Origin of the sequence: Winogradskyella aquimaris (assembly GCF_042676105.1) — a bacterium.
Lineage (GTDB): Bacteria > Bacteroidota > Bacteroidia > Flavobacteriales > Flavobacteriaceae > Winogradskyella > Winogradskyella aquimaris.
This window is the reverse complement of sequence record NZ_JBHTJQ010000007.1, coordinates 20,694-37,571: the sequence shown is the minus strand read 5'-3', so window position 1 is coordinate 37,571 and position 16,878 is coordinate 20,694. Positions and strand designations below refer to the sequence as shown.

The following is a 16,878-nucleotide window of genomic DNA, read 5'->3' as shown; positions in this document are numbered from 1 at the left end:
GAACATACCAAATTCAAAAAGTACTCATTTAGAGTACTTTTTTTGTAGTATTTTCAAAAGAATTGGAAATAATTAAGAATTTCAAAAAAATAATGTTTTTAAAAGCTTAATTTATTATCATGTTTAAGAGTTTAACTAGTTTAGTAAATTAATAGCAAAATTTGAGGTATGGGAATTAAAATCACAGGAACAGGTAGCTATATTCCAAATAGCATTGAAAAGAATGAAGATTTTCATCAACATCAGTTTTTAAACGCTGACGGATCCAAAATAGACTATCCCAACGAAGTTATTGTAGATAAATTTAAATCCATAACTGGAATTGTAGAACGCCGTTATGCCGATGATCAACTGGTAGCTTCTGACCTTGGTTTCCTAGCAGCTCAAAAAGCCATCGATGATGCAGGTATTAATGCCGAAGAGATTGATTATATTATTTGTGCACATAACTTTGGTGACGTTAAGGCCAATACCATTCAAAGTGATATTTTACCTTGTTTAGCATCTCGTATTAAACACAGGTTACGCATTAAAAACCCAAAATGTGTTGCTTATGACATCTTATTTGGTTGCCCTGGATGGGTGGAAGGTGTTATTCAAGCCCAAGCGTTTATTAAAGCTGGCATGGCTAAACGTTGTCTTGTAATTGGTGCAGAAACCTTATCTCGTGTAGTTGACAAACATGATAGGGATTCTATGATTTATTCAGATGGCGCTGGTGCCAGTATTGTAGAAGCAACCGAAGAGGATGGAGGTATAATAGCTCACGAGTCGGCATCTTTTACTTATGACGAAGCTTATTACTTATACTTCGGTAATTCCAATAATAAGGAACTCTGTCCTGATACACGTTACATAAAAATGCATGGTCGTAAAATCTATGAATTTGCGCTTACCAATGTGGCACAAGCCATGAAAGACTGTCTTGAAAAAAGTGGTATTGATATTTCTGAAGTAAAGAAAGTGCTCATACATCAGGCCAATGAGAAGATGGACGAAGCCATTATTAATCGTTTTTATAGACTATTTAAATCCAAGGCTCCTGAAGGCATTATGCCAATGAGTATTCATAAATTAGGAAACAGCTCGGTGGCTACTGTACCGACGCTTTTCGATTTGATAAGAAACAACAAACTCGAAGATCATCAAATCCATAAAGGAGATGTTATTATATTTGCAAGTGTTGGTGCTGGTATGCATATCAATGCCATAGTATACAGATATTAATAACAAAGGTTTCTCCGATTTCTCGGAAAATAGTATGTACGAGAAGACATATCCCAACAAACGCTTTAAACTTACCTTAGAGTTTTTAAAAAAGCATGTTTCTACATCTGAAACTATTTTAGATCTAGGTGTAAAAAATCCTTTATCTAAAATCATGCTTTCCGAAGGTTACACCATTGAAAACACGAAAGGTGAAGACCTTGATGAAGACCAATCAGCAATTTTAAATTCATCCGCTGATGTTGTGACGGCTTTTGAAATTTTTGAACACCTACTGTCTCCGTATGAAGTTTTAAAATCAATTAAAGCTAAGAAGCTGGTTGTAAGCGTCCCATTACGGTTATGGTTTTCATCGGCCTATAGAAGCAAAACCGACAAATGGGACAGACATTTTCATGAGTTTGAAGATTGGCAACTCGATTGGCTCTTAGAAAAAAGTGGCTGGAAAATTATAGATAGCCAAAAGTGGACCAATCCTGTGAAAAAAATTGGCATAAGACCGCTTTTAAGATGGTTTACAAATCGATATTATATTGTTTATGCTGAGCGAAATTCCAATTAGATTTCATTAGCTTTGAACTTTACTTATTGAGTTTGAACTTTTACATCATCATACCTGCACATAATGAAGGTGCCTTTATTGGCAAAACACTAGAGTCGTTAACCAAGCAAACACTTTTACCTAAAAACCTAGTAGTAGTCAATGATAATTCTACAGACCAAACACAACAAATTATAAAAGAATTTAGTGAACGTTTTAATTGGATAAGCCAGGTAAATTCAAAATCCTCAGATCAACATTTACCTGGTTCTAAAATTATAAATGCCTTTTACAAAGGCTTAGATGCTTTAGACGACGAGTATGATGTACTTTGTAAGTTTGATGCCGATCTTATTTTCCCAGAGAATTACCTAGAGACCTTAGCAGGTCATTTTAAAAACAATCTTAGACTTGGTATGGCTTCTGGGTTTTGTTACATTGAAAAAAATGGCAAATGGTTCTTAGAAAATCTAACCAATAAAGATCATATACGTGGTGCTTTAAAAGCATACAGAAAAGCTTGCTTTGAGCAAATTGGTAAATTAAAACCATCTATGGGTTGGGATACTGTAGATGAACTTTTAGCAAAATATCATGGTTGGGAAATTTTAACCGATAAAACACTTCATGTAAAACACTTAAAACCTACTGGGCAATCTTATAATAAGGCCTCTAAATACCTTCAAGGGGAAGCGATGTTTAAAATGCGCTACGGATTTTGGATTACCTTAATATCTGCCATAAAGCTTTCATCAAAGAAGGGAAGTCTAGGTTTATTTAAAGATTATATGGCTGGCTATTTTAAAGCTTCAAAGATGAAAACCGACTTCTTAGTAACTAAAGACGAAGGTAAATTTATTCGGCAACTTCGTTGGAAAGGGATCTTAAATAAATTTTCCTAATCCAAAACAAAACCTAGAACATTACCGGTAGCACCGTTTGGAAAACTAATACCTAAGAGTGCTGAGATTGTTGGTGCGATGTCAGTAACGACAGTTCTGTTCAAAGTTTCACCCTTTTTGATTCCAACACCACTAAAAATTAAAGGTACGTGAGTGTCATAATTATATCCTGAGTGATGATCTGTTCCTGTTCTATTCCATGACGTATCTTTAAAAACCTCTGGATTAAAGGTAAAAATCACATCACCTGATCGCATTTGATGATGTCCATTAAATAATAACAACTCTTGATAACCAAGTGAGATATTTAAATTATTTAATTCAGATGTAATATAGACATTGGAAATTAAGTCATGCGATTTAACAATTTGAGCGATTTTAATTTTCAACTCTTGAATTGATAAATTATTAGCAACTGCACTTTTATGATCTATATATATTTGATTATTTATTCTACTAAGTGCCAAATTAGGTATACCATAAGATTCCTCAAGGTTTATATTTATCTCCTTAAGTAAGGTATCTAAATCAAAAAATCCCGCTGGAATTTTGAATGAATTTGTATACATAGGTGCATGAGGAGCACCATGATCTGCAGTCAGAAACACCGTATAATGGTCCTTACCCACTCTTTTATCAAGTTCTTTAAACAATCGTTCCAATTCTAAATCTAATCGTATATAGGTATCCTCTACCTCAACAGAGTTTGGAGCAAAATCATGTCCTACCTTGTCTGTGCTAGAATAACTTATCGTAAGGACATCAGTATGGTTGTCTTTACCGAGATTTTCTTGAATTAGAGCTTCAATAACGAAGTCTGTTGTTAAGCTATTTCCATATGGAGAATCAGCTATTACCTTATATCCACCATTTTCATCCTTTAATGAGTTGAGATCATGAGGAAAACCACTGTTAGTTTCACCTTTAAATAAGCGCTCATATTCATTAATATCACTTCCACTTTCAACATAATGGTCAATATTATAATATGTATCCCAAACTTTGAAGTATGAGTCAGCTTTACCCGAATTATTAAAATCAACAACCCATTGTGGTAATTCATTCATGTAATAAGAACTCGTTATCCAGTTACCAGTTCCATTGTGGTCATAATCCCACCAATAAGCGGCATTGGCAGAATGACCTGCGGGTAAAATGGCGCCCCTATGTTTTATAGAAATACCAATGCTTTTACCTCTCATTTCTGTAAATAAACGATTTTCATCTGCAAAGGTAGATGTTAACATTTTGACTGGTGACTTTTTACCATCCTCACTTAGAGTACCTAAAGGCTCAACAGATTCATCCTCAACACAATTTACTTTTTTTCTTAAGTCTAACTGATACCAATCATTACCAATTATGCCATGATATTTAGGTGTCGTTCCTGTAAATATTGATGCATGCCCAGGACCCGTCTTCGTAGGTATATAATTAAAATGATGATTTTTACAATTAAACCCATCATTAATCAATCGCTTAAAACCACCTTCACCAAACTTGGACTCAAAACGGGTTAGATAATCGTATCGCATTTGATCCACAACAATACCAACAACTAATTTTGGTTTGGGGCTAATCTCTTTTTGCGTATTTGCCAAAGTTTTTTCCTTAGTAATTTCTTGTGCTCCACAAGAACAAAATAAGGTCAATAAAACAATTGAAGTGATGATATTTTTCATAATTAAGTAGTCATAATTCTAAAGGTCAAAAATACGGCTTTTGGTATATCTTAATTTAAATTAACATTAATAAACTCATCTTTTTTCATACTTTAGCACTAAGAATTTCATGCATGAAGTACCTTCATAATATTGGCACTTATTTTATAATGATTAAGGATATGTTTCGCAAGCCAACAAAATGGTCTGTGTTAAAAACTTTAATCCTAAAAGATATAGATGATCTTATTATTGGATCACTAGGCATTGTAGCTTTTATTGCATTCTTTGTTGGTGGTGTTGTGGCCATTCAAACCTCATTAAACATAAGCAACCCACTAATTCCAAAATATTTGGTGGGTTTTGCTACAAGACAATCCATTATTTTAGAATTTGCACCAACTTTCATTTCTATAATTATGGCTGGTAAAGTAGGTTCTTTTATAACATCTAGTATTGGTACCATGCGAGTTACAGAACAAATTGATGCCTTGGAGGTCATGGGTATAAATGCTATTAACTACTTGGTGTTCCCTAAATTCATTGCGCTCACACTCTATCCTTTTGTAATTTCAATTGCAATGTTTCTTGGTATTTTAGGAGGTCTAGCAGCATGTGTTTATGGAGGGTATGGGACTTTAGAAGACTATATTGAAGGTGTACAAAACGACTTTATACCTTTTCATATGGCATATGCTTTTATAAAAACCATGGTCTTTGCATTTATACTGGCAACAATTCCATCTTTTTATGGTTATTTTATGAAAGGTGGAGCTCTAGAAGTTGGTAAGGCAAGTACAACCTCTTTTGTTTGGACCAGTGTTGTTATCATTCTGCTCAACTTTTTATTAACCAGTTTATTATTAGGCTAATGATAGAAGTTAAGGACCTACATAAATCATTTGGTGATGCTCATATTTTAAAGGGTATTTCCACTACGTTTGACAAGGGTAAAACCAACCTCATCATTGGTCAGAGCGGCTCGGGAAAAACAGTGTTTTTAAAATGCTTACTTGGACTGTTTGAATATGAACAAGGGTGTATTTCTTATGATGGCAAGGTTTTTAGCAATCTAAGTAGAGATGAAAGAACAGAACTACGTTCTGAAATAGGAATGGTGTTCCAAGGGAGCGCACTTTTTGATTCTATGACCATTGCAGAAAACGTCATGTTTCCCTTGCGTATGTTTACCAAACAAAGTAAGAGCGAAATGGAAGATCGTGTAGACTTTGTGTTGAAACGTGTAAATCTTGATGGGGCACATCATAAAATGCCTAGCGAAGCTTCAGGCGGTATGCAAAAGCGCGTTGCAATTGCCAGAGCTATTGTTAACAACCCAAAGTACTTGTTTTGTGACGAACCCAACTCGGGATTAGACCCGAAAACAGCAATTGTTATAGACAATCTCATTCAAGAAATCACAGACGAATATCAAATGACCACAGTCATCAATTCCCATGATATGAATTCTGTTATGGAAATTGGCGAAAAAATCGTCTTCTTAAAAGATGGTCATAAAGAGTGGGAAGGATCTAATGACACTATTTTTAAAACAGAAAACGAAGCCGTTACAGACTTCGTTTATTCTTCTGAATTATTTAAAAAGGTACGTAAAATGTATTTAGAAGAAAATCAGTAGTTATTCATCCCTTTTTACTTTTACCTTTTCTGTTTTAAGTTCTTTTTTCAACCAAAGTAACAACTCATTCTGTTTAGCTAAAGCTAGACTGTCATTAACATTGGCTTTCCATCTTACACTAGCAACAGTTATTGTATCTACATTTTTAAAATCTTTGGACTCTAGCATTTTAGCATAGCCAAAGGATTCTAAATCCGAAAACCTGATTTTAGCATCTTTTGCCAATAACACGAAAGAGTCATTATCTAAAAGATTACCTTTTTGACCTAATACCGACTTAAGTGTATCCACTTCTGATTGCCTTACCAACAATAAACTATCACGTTTTTCTATCGTAATCAGCGCCTTATTATATAGATCCATCAAGCGTTCTGCACTTACATTCTTATTACCATTAATCACTAAATCAAAATCATTTAAATTTTGATAACTATTAAGCTCCTTTCTCAAATCGCTCTCTGTAGCTTCACTGATTTCACCATTAAAATAAAGTGTAATTCTCTTTTTCTCTGGTTCAATTTTTTGACGCTGCAACCATAAAGACTCATTTTCTTCAATTTCATGTTTTAAAAATTGTTTATAGTCGCTATCCATCTGGCTTTCTCTAAGCACCTTAACAAAGGTGTAAATTGGCCACGCCATAACAAGAATAGCTATTAACAACGCCAATTGTGATATACGCTTACGCTTCTTAGAGTTCGCATATTTCAACATTGGAAAACGAAGCACTTTCAAAACAATAAAGGTAGCAAGAGCGATGAAGATGGTGTTGATTCCAAAAAGGTACATGGCACCACCAAAATAATCCCAATTGCTTTTAGCTAAACCATAACCTGCTGTGCATAATGGAGGCATTAAAGCTGTAGCAATAGCCACACCAAATATTACAGAAGCTATAGTTCCTCTTTTTGTTCGTGCAATAATTAATGCCAAACCACCAAAAAACGCTATGAGCACATCTCTAATATCAGGCTTTGTTCTTCCCAATAATTCTGAAGTATCCTCACTTAACGGAAAAAACTTAAAAAATAACCAAGCCGTTATTAAACTTAATACAATCATTACGGCCAGGTTAATCATAGATTTTCTGAGCGTATCAATATCATTAATGGCAATGGATAAGCCAACACCTAATATTGGACCCATTAATGGGGATATTAACATGGCACCGATTACAACTGCTGTAGAATTCGCATTTAATCCAACAGAAGCCACCATTATAGAACATACTAAAATCCAAGCTGTAGCACCCTTAAATGGTATATCTGCTTTAATAGCTGCTATTGTAGCATCTCTATCCGTATCATCTCTAAAATCTAAAAGCTCACTTAGAAAATTTGAAATACTTGCAAACAGGCCCTGAGCATCCTTTTTTACCGCTTCCTTTTTTTCTTCAACGGCGGCTTCTTTATTCATTTCGTTTGTAACTCTCGAGTTTTCGTCCTCAGAAAAGTTGAATTTATTTTCGTCACTCATCGTTAACCGTATTCTTCTCCAAAATTGGCTTTTATATTTTGGAGTACTTTTTTAATATCTTGTTCTTTTGCTTTAGGAAAGATAAGCAAAACTTCGTCTTTATCTACAATGATATAATCTTTTAGTCCGTCGACAACAACGATTTTATCTTTATTAGAGCGTATCATATTACCAGAAGCATCCTCTGCTAAAACTCTAGCATTAACCACAGCGTTTTCATGAGTATCCTTATCTAACTTGTCATAAAGGCTCCCCCAAGTACCTAGATCATTCCAATCAAATGTTGCTGGTATCACAAATACATTGTCGCTCTTTTCCATTATTGCATAATCTACAGAAATATTTTCTGCCTTGGAATAATTGTTCTTAATAAAATCATCTTCAGCGTCCGTGTTATACTTATCGTAACCGTGTTCAAAGAGCTGATATAATTCTGGTTGATTTCTTTGAAAAGCATCAACAACCGATTTTGCACTCCACATAAATATTCCTGCATTCCAAAGAAAATTACCTTGCGCTAAAAAGGATTTTGCAGTTTTATAATCTGGCTTTTCCCTAAATTGTTTTACCGGTTTTATATCAACATCAGATGATTTATCATATTCGATATAGCCATAACCTGTGTTTGGGAAAGTTGGTTTAATACCCAAAGTCATTAAAGCATCATTAGACTCACAATAATCAAAGGCTGTCTGCACGTTTTTTGAAAACGCTTCTTCATCCTCTATCCAGTGGTCACTTGGCGCTACAATCATTACAGCATTTTCGTTTTCCTTTTGAATTTTTAAAGATGCATACAATATACACGGTGCTGTGTTTCTCATGGCTGGCTCAAGCACAACTTGTCTTTTGGTAATACCAGGCAATTGTTCAAAAACCAAATCATTGTAACGTTCATTTGTAAGAATGAAAATATTCTCCTCTGGTATTAGCTTGGCAAGCCGTTGAAAGGTTTTTTGTATTAAAGTATCCCCAGTTCCTAGCATATCGTGAAACTGCTTAGGAAAGTTTTGTGTACTTACTGGCCAGAATCGTGAACCTACTCCACCAGCCATTAATATGGCGTAATAATTTTGATTTTTCATTAGTCTAATATTTCTACTTCAGCATTAGGGTTAAACAAATATAGTTTACCGGTTTTTACCTCAATACATTCTATACGTTTTCTTCTGGTACTCCCTTTTGTAAAAACTCTACCATTATATAACTTAAAGGATTTTCCCAAAGGTACTTCAAAAACATAGGTTTTATCTTCACCTTCGTCGAATTGCTTCAATGCTAAGGCGAGTTGCGTATCAGTGTCGCTAGATGCTTTTGGATTTTTAAAGTGTTTGGCAAGTAATGGCAACAATTCTAAAGGAAAAACTTCTGGTCTTAGAAATGGTAACATTAAATGCTGAAAAGTTAGTTTCCATTCTTTGCCATGAGGTTTTATAAATCGACCAAATTTAGTGTAAGCTTCAAAGTGTGCAATTTCATGAATGAGCGTAATTAAAAACCGATATGGATTAAGGTTTGCATTAACCGTTATTTGATGTATATCATTTGACAGTTGCCTGTAATCTCCATGTTTAGTTTTGCGCTCCTGTTTTACTTTGATGACTAAATTATCTTTTGCCAGCAAAGCTTTTATTTGGGAATGAGCTTGCTCAGGTATAAAGTTTAAGACTTGATTCTGCATTGATGCAAAAATAGATGATTTTAAGAGTTTAATCCTTAATCACTATCATTTTACTCTTATTATTAACTCTAAGTAAATAGAGACCTGTAGCAGCAACATTGAGTTTTAAGGTTGTCGTTGCGTTTACCTCTTCGAACGTTTTATTTAGAATATCAATTTGCCTACCGCTCATATCAAATATTTCGATGATTTCGGTTCCGTTGGTATTACTTAAAAATACATTACCATTTGTCACTGGGTTAGGATAAATTACAATACCCTCCTGATTGTCATCGATACTTAACGAACCGTTAAAATACGGTATCGCAAAATTAAAGGTGTCTTCTGCAACTTGATGTCCTATAAATCGACCTGGTATATCGTCAGCAGGTGGATGAATACCACCCCAAATTCTACTTAAACTTGTTTGGTCTGACGCATCTTTATAAGTAGCCCATTGCAACACTACATCCACTGATGGTCCTTCTTCAAACTCTAAAAACTCATTAGCTTTGGCTACAAACTCCCCTAAACCGCCAGGAAAATACTCGCTACCTGTCATCATGGTCATTAACTCTGATGCTGCTCTGGAAAACGTCGAATGACCAGACACATAGCCTGCAAAGGGAGGCGTTACAAATGTTGGTCTTTGATACGGATACCAGTCTTCGGCCAATATCCAACCTACACCTGCCTGATCAGTTTCGGTATCATCAACAAAATCATGCCCTTTCCATGTATATAGTTTAATCTTACCTACGTGCTGATTTGCAAATCCGGCGAGTGGATCTCCTTCTTCCACAACTTCAATATAACCATCAATCAATTGAATACCTCCTACGTGATAATTGTCTAAAGTGTTATCCGTGCTTTGGCCACGCTCCGCCATAGAACGTATCGCGGAAATAGGTCTAATATAATCGTACCATCCCTTTACACTCCACGCAACAACAGCTGAATCATGCATACCACCACCGAGTATAAAATAGGCTTTAACGTCCCATTCTAGTGCATCTAATACTTCTCCTTGGCCTTGAAATCGTCTTTCGAATAAAGGATGATCATTGACATAATTTAATATTGAAAACCAATGCCCAGGTGGTGTTTCAGAATCTGGACCGTCGGCCCAGAACTCAGCAAGAACTCTGGCGTAGTCCCCTCTAGGAACCAAATTAACCTCGTAAGGCTGACCTGTGACTGGGTTTATAGTGTAACCATCACCTATAATGGCACCACCATCAAAGAAATCGTAAAAGTTAGGATAGTCAGCATAATCGGTCGGAAACGTACTTATATCTACATTCCCTATAGAATTAGGGGAAATATCCCAAATAATTCCATCTGATTGGTCTAAGTGTGATTGCCAAACGGAAACCATTGAAAATCCCCATTTATAAGCATCACTTGCCGCATTATCCTCAGTTAAACTAATATAAGGTGGGTCAGAAGGATCATGAAAAACATGATAGTTATTCCCACTTCTTTGATAGGTCACTTTATCTTCTTCACTAAGTGCAAAAGCATAAACATTACCCCATTCTGGACTTAAAAATGGCGGTACGTTTCCATCAACAAGATTACCTCCTTGATCTATAAATATATCTAACCCCAGTGGTTGCCAACGGTTAGGATCGTTAATAGGTGGGTTATCATTGGCATCTAACGCTAAGGCTTGGTTAACGGGTTCATAATAGGCATTGTCATATCCAGTCGCTTCTCTTGAGCCATCTTGCAAACCATAATCTATAATGGTTTGGGCGATATAATTACCTAAAGCTGCCGCATCACCATCTTCATACATTAATGATGTGTTGGAAACATCATAACCTAACCTGTCCATAAGCAAGTTAAACCTTGCTTGGGTTTCATCAAGGCCTGGTGAATTTTGAAATCGATGTGTCAATAATCGATACATGGCATAGCTGATGGTTTTACTTAAGGAAGTATTTAAATCTTCATTTGGAACAAAATCTTCTAAGGTTGAAGAAAAATCATTGACGGTGTTACCCATTAAATATGGTGTCGCTATATCATCATAAATTGCCCAGGCATCATACATGGCAACACTAGTATGAAATAAGTTTCTTGCGTGTACTGTAGGTCTAGCAAAATCATCCCTAATAGCTTCTAACAAAGCTTCATTCCATAACCTTGCAATAGATATATTTTCAGGTAAGCTATCTGTACCTAAGTCTACTGCTACTGATACTTCCTGACTAGAGCACACATCATCTGTCTCTATTACAGCTACAATACCAGACTCTTCAATATGCCATTTTACAGCAATTTCACTAGTCCCTTGTCCGCTCAAAATCTCACCTCCACTGACTACCCAATTGGCAGTGGATCCTTCTGCTACTGTATAACTATAAACCTCAGTACTTAAAAATGAAGTGCTTGTATTTCCTTCTATAGTTTGTGAAGGAAGGTAAACACAAGACCCATCATCTAAGGTTGCATTAGGATTATAATTACAAGATGTAGCATCTGTACATCCATAAATCTTTTGACTAGGAGGAATATTTAAAATTTCTAATCCACTCCCTTCGGTGAGCTTCACCGTCGTATTTGCAGCTATATTATTATAATTCTCAACTAATCCTGAAGGCCATTTTACTTCTAATGTTAGTACCTCATTAGCATCGCTAAGACCGAAATGTACCGCTTGCAGACTCTGGCTCAAAAATCCCACACCAGTATAATAACGTTTAAAGGTGCCATTTGCAGTGGTAATTGTTAACGTAGTTCCTATGGCATTTCTGTTAGACACAGTACCTTGAAGTTGAATCTTAAACCAATTCAACGTTGTTTCAGTATCATCAAAGTTTAAAGTTTTATTCTCATAAAAAATAACAGAGCCATCACCATTAGTAATCAACACGTCTATATCTCCATCATTGTCGTAATCGAAATCTACAACCTCAACACTTTCAGTATTATCATTAACACCCAATTCCACTGAAGCATCTTCAAATATTGCTTGTCCTTGACTATGAAGGTTCCTGTAATAAACATTTTGTTCTGGTCCCCTGGCTTCAAAATCGTAACCATTAACAATAAATAAATCCTCATCACCATCTAGATCAAAATCAGAGAATCGCGTTCCCCATGCCCAACCTGTTCCTGTTATTCCAAAGGCACTAGCAGCATCCGTAAAAACATTAAAACCACTATTTTGCAGAAGCACATTTTCATCAATCCCTGTATGAAAGAAATCAAAATCACCGTCATTATCAAAATCGCCGATGGCCAATCCCATATCATCAATCATATTGTTTAATCCATAAGCAGCTGCATTCTCTGTAAACGAAGTACCACTTTGATTAAGGTATAAATAATTGGGATCCTCCAAATCGTTAGTGACTATTAAATCCATCCAACCATCATCGTTGACATCAAAAGGAAAGGGAGTATAACTATATTTAGACTCAGTTTCTGTAAGCCCTAATTCCGCAGTAACATCTGTGAAAGTGTTATTTCCGTTGTTTCTATATAATGAGTTCGAGTCGCACCTACTCCAATCTGTAATGTAAATATCCAAGAAACCGTCATTGTTATAATCAAACCAAGTGGCCCCTATATTTAAGCAATCATTTGTAGCGCTAAATCCAGAAATTTCAGTAACATTAGCAAATGTGCCATTACCTAGGTTTCTCCACAATTGAACTTTTAAAGAATAGGTTAAAAAGAGATCTGGAAAACCATCGTTATTATAGTCGCCCCAAGATGCACTGAATTTATACCCTTGTTGTGCTAAGGTAAGTTGTACATCTTCATCAGACGTTAGTAACTCAACCAAACCAGATGCTTCTGTTACATCCGTAAAAGATCCGTCATTATTATTTCTGTACAAACGACTGAAACTTGAAATATCTTCTGGGTTTTCTACAGCATTAGCAACAACAAAAATGTCTAAGTCATTGTCACCATCATAATCCGCTACAGCAACACCATTATTATGGGCAAGATTCTCTAAACCGACAATATTTTCTACTCGATCGAAGGTTTGAGATAGAACAACCTCAGCACTGAATATGACAAAAAGAAAAGTTAGTAAGTATATGTTCTTACAGTTGTGTAATTTTTTAACCATAAGTTTTTTTTAAATATAGAAATTACTTTATAAATCTAATAATTCTGGTAATAATTTCATATCGCTAAAGGTTTTAGTCGCTTTTTTATGCAATTCATCCTTATAATCATGGGCTGTAAAACCAAAAACATCAAATCCTCCTCTTATAGCAGCTTCAACTCCGATTAGACTATCCTCTATAACCAAGCACTCATGACTTCTATATCCCATAGTTTGCGATGCCCATATAAATACAGCTGGATCCGGTTTCCATTTTTCAATGGTGTAGCAACTAAAAATACGGTCTTGAAAGAAAGGCAGTAATCCTGTAAGTTCTAAGTTGAGCTTTATTTTATTAATAGGTCCACTTGAAGCTACACAAAACGGTATTTTTAAATTTTCAAGTAATACACTAACTCCATTTATTGGTTTTATCTCATTCTTAAATAGCTCAAAAGACTTCTGTCTGTATTGTTTTTCAAAATCAACGGGTAAGTCTTGATGAATCAACTTCGAAATTTTTGCAGCACAATCATTAAAACTATTGCCTTTAAAGTGCCGATAGGCATACTCTAAATCAATCTTTGCACCCAGTTGATTTGCCAAGTCTACCATGACCTGATTACTCAATGGTTCACTATCGACTAAGACACCGTCACAGTCAAAAATTATGCACTTATATCTTTTTGATTCAAGGTTCATTCAATTAATTCCACATTACACTTAAATGCTGACAATGGTCACATTTAAATTCAAAAATAATCTTTAAATTTAATGTCAAAGGATATCAAAATTAGAAGATTTCAAACTGAGGCTATGGCATTTATCGATTATTATAAAATCTTGGGCGTTGACAAGAGTGCCACTGAAGGCGAAATTAAAAAAGCCTATAGAAAATTGGCAAGAAAGTACCATCCTGATCTCAATCCAAACGACAGGGAAGCCGAGCTAAAATTTAAGCAACTTAACGAGGCCAATGAGGTATTGAGTAACCCTGAGTTTAGAAAAAAATACGATAAATATGGTGAGCACTGGAAAGATGGTGAAGCTTATGAAAAAGCAAGGCAACAACAGCAGCAGTCACAAAGACAATATCAACGTACTTCTGGGTTTGAAGGATTTGGTGACGGTGCGGAATATTCAGACTTTTTTGAGTCCATGTTTGGTGGAAATTTCTCAGGCGGAAATCGTGGACGGCATGTGAAATTTAGAGGTCAAGATTTTAATGCACAATTACATTTAAATTTAAAGGATGTTTATACCACTCAAAAACATGTGTTGACCGTAAATGGAAAAAACATAAGACTAGCAATTCCAGCCGGCGTTACTAACGGTCAAATTATAAAAATTAAAGGTAAAGGTGGCAAGGGCGTTAATGGTGGACCTAATGGCGATTTGTATATTGAATTTATTATCGAGAACAATACTGCATTTAAACGAGACGCTGCTAATCTTTATAAAACAGTTGATTTAGATTTATACACTGCCGTTCTAGGTGGTGAGATAACTATTGAAACATTTAATGGAAAAGCGAAACTAAAAGTAAAACCTCACACACAAAATGGCACACAAGTGAAACTAAGAGGACAAGGCTTTCCAAAATATAAAAAGGAAAATGAATATGGCGATTTGTATATTACCTATAATGTAAAACTACCCAATAAACTTAGCTCCAAAGAGAAAACACTTTTTGAAGAGTTGGCAAAATTACAATAGCAAATGAAAACAACCCAATACATAGCATTACCAGAACTTTGCACCCATTACAGAATGGAAATGTCCTTTTTTAATGGTTTGAGGGATTATGGACTAATTGAGATAATCTCCGTAGAAAAAACGCACTGTATCCATAAGGACTACATCGCTGATTTGGAAAAAATGATTAGGCTGCATAAGGACCTTAAACTTAATTTTGAAGGTATTGACACCGTCTTAAATCTCTTAAACAAAATTGATTTATTACAGAAAGAACTCAACTCTACCAAAAACAGACTTCAAAGGTTTGAAGATTTATGAAGTTTCTATGGCGTAGAATTTGAAACCTGAAGGACTTTACCATTGTAATACTTATTGCCTTTGAGCGAAAAATCATAAATATACTCCGCCATTTCAATAGCATTGATAGGCGCCTGATAATCCGGAAAAGCCTCATTAAGCATCTCAGTTTGTACGGCTCCAAGCGCTAAAACATTAAATTGTGGCCCTGTTTCTTTGTATTCTTCTGCGAGTAACTCAGACAAGGTTATTACTGCTCCTTTACTAGAACTGTAAGCGGACAAACCTGGAAATTTCATACTTCCTTGTATACCACCCATACTACTGACTGTTACCACATGACCATTCCGTTTCATATAAGGAAGTACCACTCTGGTCATTTCTGAAACACCAAAAACATTGGTTCTGTAGACCTGTTCGAAATCCTGAAAAGTGGTTTCTGAAAATGGCTTATTTAAAAGCGTTCCTGCATTATTGATAAGAACATCTACTTGATTCCATTCCGCCGCTATAAATTCTTCAACCTTTTTATAATCGTTATTATTACATAAGTCAAAAGCAATAGTTTTAACATTTTTTAATTTCAGTTTATTAACTGGTTCTGCATTTCTAGATAAAGCCAGTACGTGGTGACCTTTGTTGGCAAAAAGTTGGACCAATTCAAAACCAATACCTCTACTTGTTCCTGTAATAATAATATTTTTACTCTTCATTTAATACAACTTCTTTAGTTGGTAAATTCATCATACCCTCTAAAGCAGGTATCAATTTATTAACAAAACTTGCCATGTGTTTGTAATCCATTTTATCCGCTTCATCATCCACATGATGATAGTAATCATAATTGGTAAAATCAAACGTTGAAATAGCATGTGCAGGTATATTAAACTCCTTAAAGAATGGATAATTGTCAGATCTATAAAAGAGCTGAAATTCTTTGGCCTTTGGAAAGAAACCTACAATTTCTTCACCTGCATATTTGTTAAGCGTTGATGCAAAATTAGATCGATTGAAGCCACTCATATAGGCCATGGCTTTATCTTCTGCCCTAGGCACACCAATCATTTCAAAATTTATCATTGTGTAGGGATCCAAGCCAGTTTCTTTTAAACGCTTGGCGAGGTGAGCAGAGCCTTTCAATCCCATTTCCTCGGCTGAATAAAGAGTAATTAATATACTACGTTTGTTGGTTTTTGATTTAGCAAAGTATCTTCCAAACTCCATAGCAGCTATTGTCCCAGAAGCATCATCGTTTGCACCATTTGCAATACTATCACTCTCTACTATTTTACCTTTCCCTATGTGATCGTAATGACCACCTAAAATTATAAATTCATTTTTTAGCTCATCATCAGTACCCTCAATCATACCTACAACGTTATAACCAACGATGTCGCCTAACATAAAGGAATCTCTATACGTTTCGAAATAGGGTTTTATTCCATTTTTCTTAAAATAATCCTCAATAAAAACGGCGGCCATTTCAATACCCTTACTTCCTGTTGCTCTACCCTGCAATTCATCCGATGCTAGATATTCCATGCTTGTTTTAATGTCCTGAGCATCAATTGTTATCTTCTCAGAACTTTTACCTTTTGCACCATCATTACCTTTTTGTTTAATTGCGCATGATACAATAAGTATTATAATTAAAATTGAAAATAGTTTTTTCATATTGATGTAAGACATTTAAGGCTTAAAGATA

At 35.2% G+C, this 16,878-nt stretch carries 15 protein-coding genes; 7 read left to right on the top strand and 8 right to left on the bottom strand.

Going from position 1 to position 16,878, the window contains the following annotated elements; genetic code table 11:
* Positions 1-168: 168 nt before the first annotated feature.
* Genes ACFQ1K_RS05860 through ACFQ1K_RS05850 form a run of 3 tightly spaced genes read left to right on the top strand, consistent with a single transcriptional unit; the run spans position 169 to position 2,670 of the window.
* The gene (locus tag ACFQ1K_RS05860; RefSeq protein ID WP_320555805.1) at positions 169-1,227 is read left to right on the top strand and encodes a 3-oxoacyl-ACP synthase III family protein; all 1,059 of its coding nucleotides are present in this window, start codon (positions 169-171) and stop codon (positions 1,225-1,227) included.
* 34 nt (positions 1,228-1,261) lie between these two features.
* Positions 1,262-1,789 (top strand): methyltransferase, encoded by a 528-nt coding sequence (locus ACFQ1K_RS05855; RefSeq protein ID WP_320555804.1) that lies wholly within the window; start codon positions 1,262-1,264, stop codon positions 1,787-1,789.
* A 32-nt stretch (positions 1,790-1,821) separates the two neighbouring features.
* Complete coding sequence (locus ACFQ1K_RS05850) at positions 1,822-2,670, top strand: glycosyltransferase family 2 protein (protein WP_320555925.1); 849 nt, start codon at positions 1,822-1,824, stop codon at positions 2,668-2,670.
* Here ACFQ1K_RS05850 and pafA read toward each other — a convergent pair.
* A complete protein-coding gene (pafA, locus tag ACFQ1K_RS05845) occupies positions 2,667-4,352 on the bottom strand; it encodes an alkaline phosphatase PafA (protein WP_320555803.1) in 1,686 nt (561 codons plus the stop codon). The genes ACFQ1K_RS05850 and pafA overlap by 4 nt on opposite strands.
* Before the next feature lie 113 nt (positions 4,353-4,465).
* On the opposite strand from pafA, the gene ACFQ1K_RS05840 reads away from it, so the two are divergent.
* Together ACFQ1K_RS05840 and ACFQ1K_RS05835 are read left to right on the top strand one after the other, a co-directional pair.
* Positions 4,466-5,203: an MlaE family ABC transporter permease gene (locus ACFQ1K_RS05840; protein WP_320555802.1), complete on the top strand. Its 738-nt coding sequence runs from the start codon at positions 4,466-4,468 to the stop codon at positions 5,201-5,203.
* A complete protein-coding gene (locus tag ACFQ1K_RS05835) occupies positions 5,203-5,970 on the top strand; it encodes an ABC transporter ATP-binding protein (protein WP_320555801.1) in 768 nt (255 codons plus the stop codon). Before ACFQ1K_RS05840 ends, ACFQ1K_RS05835 begins: the two co-directional genes overlap by 1 nt.
* On the opposite strand, the gene ACFQ1K_RS05830 is transcribed toward ACFQ1K_RS05835, so the two are convergent.
* The 5 genes from ACFQ1K_RS05830 to ACFQ1K_RS05810 are packed head-to-tail and all read right to left on the bottom strand — an operon-like array spanning position 5,971 to position 13,880.
* A complete protein-coding gene (locus tag ACFQ1K_RS05830; protein WP_320555800.1) occupies positions 5,971-7,446 on the bottom strand; it encodes a DUF389 domain-containing protein in 1,476 nt (491 codons plus the stop codon).
* Positions 7,447-7,448: 2 nt separating this feature from the next.
* Complete coding sequence (locus ACFQ1K_RS05825; RefSeq protein ID WP_320555799.1) at positions 7,449-8,531, bottom strand: mannose-1-phosphate guanylyltransferase; 1,083 nt, start codon at positions 8,529-8,531, stop codon at positions 7,449-7,451.
* Entirely contained in the window at positions 8,531-9,127 is a 597-nt protein-coding gene (locus ACFQ1K_RS05820) for a SprT-like domain-containing protein (RefSeq protein ID WP_320555798.1), read from the bottom strand. The genes ACFQ1K_RS05825 and ACFQ1K_RS05820 overlap by 1 nt, the downstream gene beginning before the upstream one ends.
* Positions 9,128-9,155: 28 nt before the next feature.
* Positions 9,156-13,199: an FG-GAP-like repeat-containing protein gene (locus tag ACFQ1K_RS05815; RefSeq protein ID WP_320555797.1), complete on the bottom strand. Its 4,044-nt coding sequence runs from the start codon at positions 13,197-13,199 to the stop codon at positions 9,156-9,158.
* Between the two features lie 27 nt (positions 13,200-13,226).
* The gene (locus ACFQ1K_RS05810) at positions 13,227-13,880 is read right to left on the bottom strand and encodes an HAD-IA family hydrolase (protein WP_320555796.1); all 654 of its coding nucleotides are present in this window, start codon (positions 13,878-13,880) and stop codon (positions 13,227-13,229) included.
* A gap of 114 nt (positions 13,881-13,994) precedes the next feature.
* Between ACFQ1K_RS05810 and ACFQ1K_RS05805 the strand changes: the two genes are divergently transcribed.
* Together ACFQ1K_RS05805 and ACFQ1K_RS05800 are read left to right on the top strand one after the other, a co-directional pair.
* Positions 13,995-14,894, top strand: coding sequence for a J domain-containing protein (locus ACFQ1K_RS05805; RefSeq protein ID WP_320555924.1), 900 nt, complete (start codon positions 13,995-13,997; stop codon positions 14,892-14,894).
* Positions 14,895-14,897: 3 nt separating this feature from the next.
* Entirely contained in the window at positions 14,898-15,194 is a 297-nt protein-coding gene (locus tag ACFQ1K_RS05800; RefSeq protein WP_320555795.1) for a chaperone modulator CbpM, read from the top strand.
* Positions 15,195-15,199: 5 nt separating this feature from the next.
* Here ACFQ1K_RS05800 and ACFQ1K_RS05795 read toward each other — a convergent pair whose 3' ends face one another.
* Both ACFQ1K_RS05795 and ACFQ1K_RS05790 read right to left on the bottom strand, forming a co-directional pair.
* Positions 15,200-15,886 carry an SDR family NAD(P)-dependent oxidoreductase gene (locus tag ACFQ1K_RS05795; protein ID WP_320555794.1) on the bottom strand — a complete coding sequence of 229 codons (687 nt, stop codon included), beginning with the start codon at positions 15,884-15,886 and terminating at the stop codon, positions 15,200-15,202.
* Complete coding sequence (locus ACFQ1K_RS05790) at positions 15,876-16,847, bottom strand: M28 family metallopeptidase (protein ID WP_320555793.1); 972 nt, start codon at positions 16,845-16,847, stop codon at positions 15,876-15,878. The genes ACFQ1K_RS05795 and ACFQ1K_RS05790 overlap by 11 nt, the downstream gene beginning before the upstream one ends.
* Positions 16,848-16,878: the final 31 nt, after the last annotated feature.

Coding starts and splice junctions, on each gene's coding strand:
- ACFQ1K_RS05840 (WP_320555802.1), top strand. CDS start 4,466: ATGAAGTACCTTCATAATATTGGCACTTATTTTATAATGATTAAGGAT.
- ACFQ1K_RS05790 (WP_320555793.1), bottom strand. CDS start 16,847: ATGAAAAAACTATTTTCAATTTTAATTATAATACTTATTGTATCATGC.
- ACFQ1K_RS05800 (WP_320555795.1), top strand. CDS start 14,898: ATGAAAACAACCCAATACATAGCATTACCAGAACTTTGCACCCATTAC.
- ACFQ1K_RS05855 (WP_320555804.1), top strand. CDS start 1,262: ATGTACGAGAAGACATATCCCAACAAACGCTTTAAACTTACCTTAGAG.
- ACFQ1K_RS05820 (WP_320555798.1), bottom strand. CDS start 9,127: ATGCAGAATCAAGTCTTAAACTTTATACCTGAGCAAGCTCATTCCCAA.
- ACFQ1K_RS05860 (WP_320555805.1), top strand. CDS start 169: ATGGGAATTAAAATCACAGGAACAGGTAGCTATATTCCAAATAGCATT.
- ACFQ1K_RS05830 (WP_320555800.1), bottom strand. CDS start 7,446: ATGAGTGACGAAAATAAATTCAACTTTTCTGAGGACGAAAACTCGAGA.
- ACFQ1K_RS05825 (WP_320555799.1), bottom strand. CDS start 8,531: ATGAAAAATCAAAATTATTACGCCATATTAATGGCTGGTGGAGTAGGT.
- pafA (WP_320555803.1), bottom strand. CDS start 4,352: ATGAAAAATATCATCACTTCAATTGTTTTATTGACCTTATTTTGTTCT.
- ACFQ1K_RS05795 (WP_320555794.1), bottom strand. CDS start 15,886: ATGAAGAGTAAAAATATTATTATTACAGGAACAAGTAGAGGTATTGGT.
- ACFQ1K_RS05805 (WP_320555924.1), top strand. CDS start 13,995: ATGGCATTTATCGATTATTATAAAATCTTGGGCGTTGACAAGAGTGCC.
- ACFQ1K_RS05835 (WP_320555801.1), top strand. CDS start 5,203: ATGATAGAAGTTAAGGACCTACATAAATCATTTGGTGATGCTCATATT.
- ACFQ1K_RS05815 (WP_320555797.1), bottom strand. CDS start 13,199: ATGGTTAAAAAATTACACAACTGTAAGAACATATACTTACTAACTTTT.
- ACFQ1K_RS05810 (WP_320555796.1), bottom strand. CDS start 13,880: ATGAACCTTGAATCAAAAAGATATAAGTGCATAATTTTTGACTGTGAC.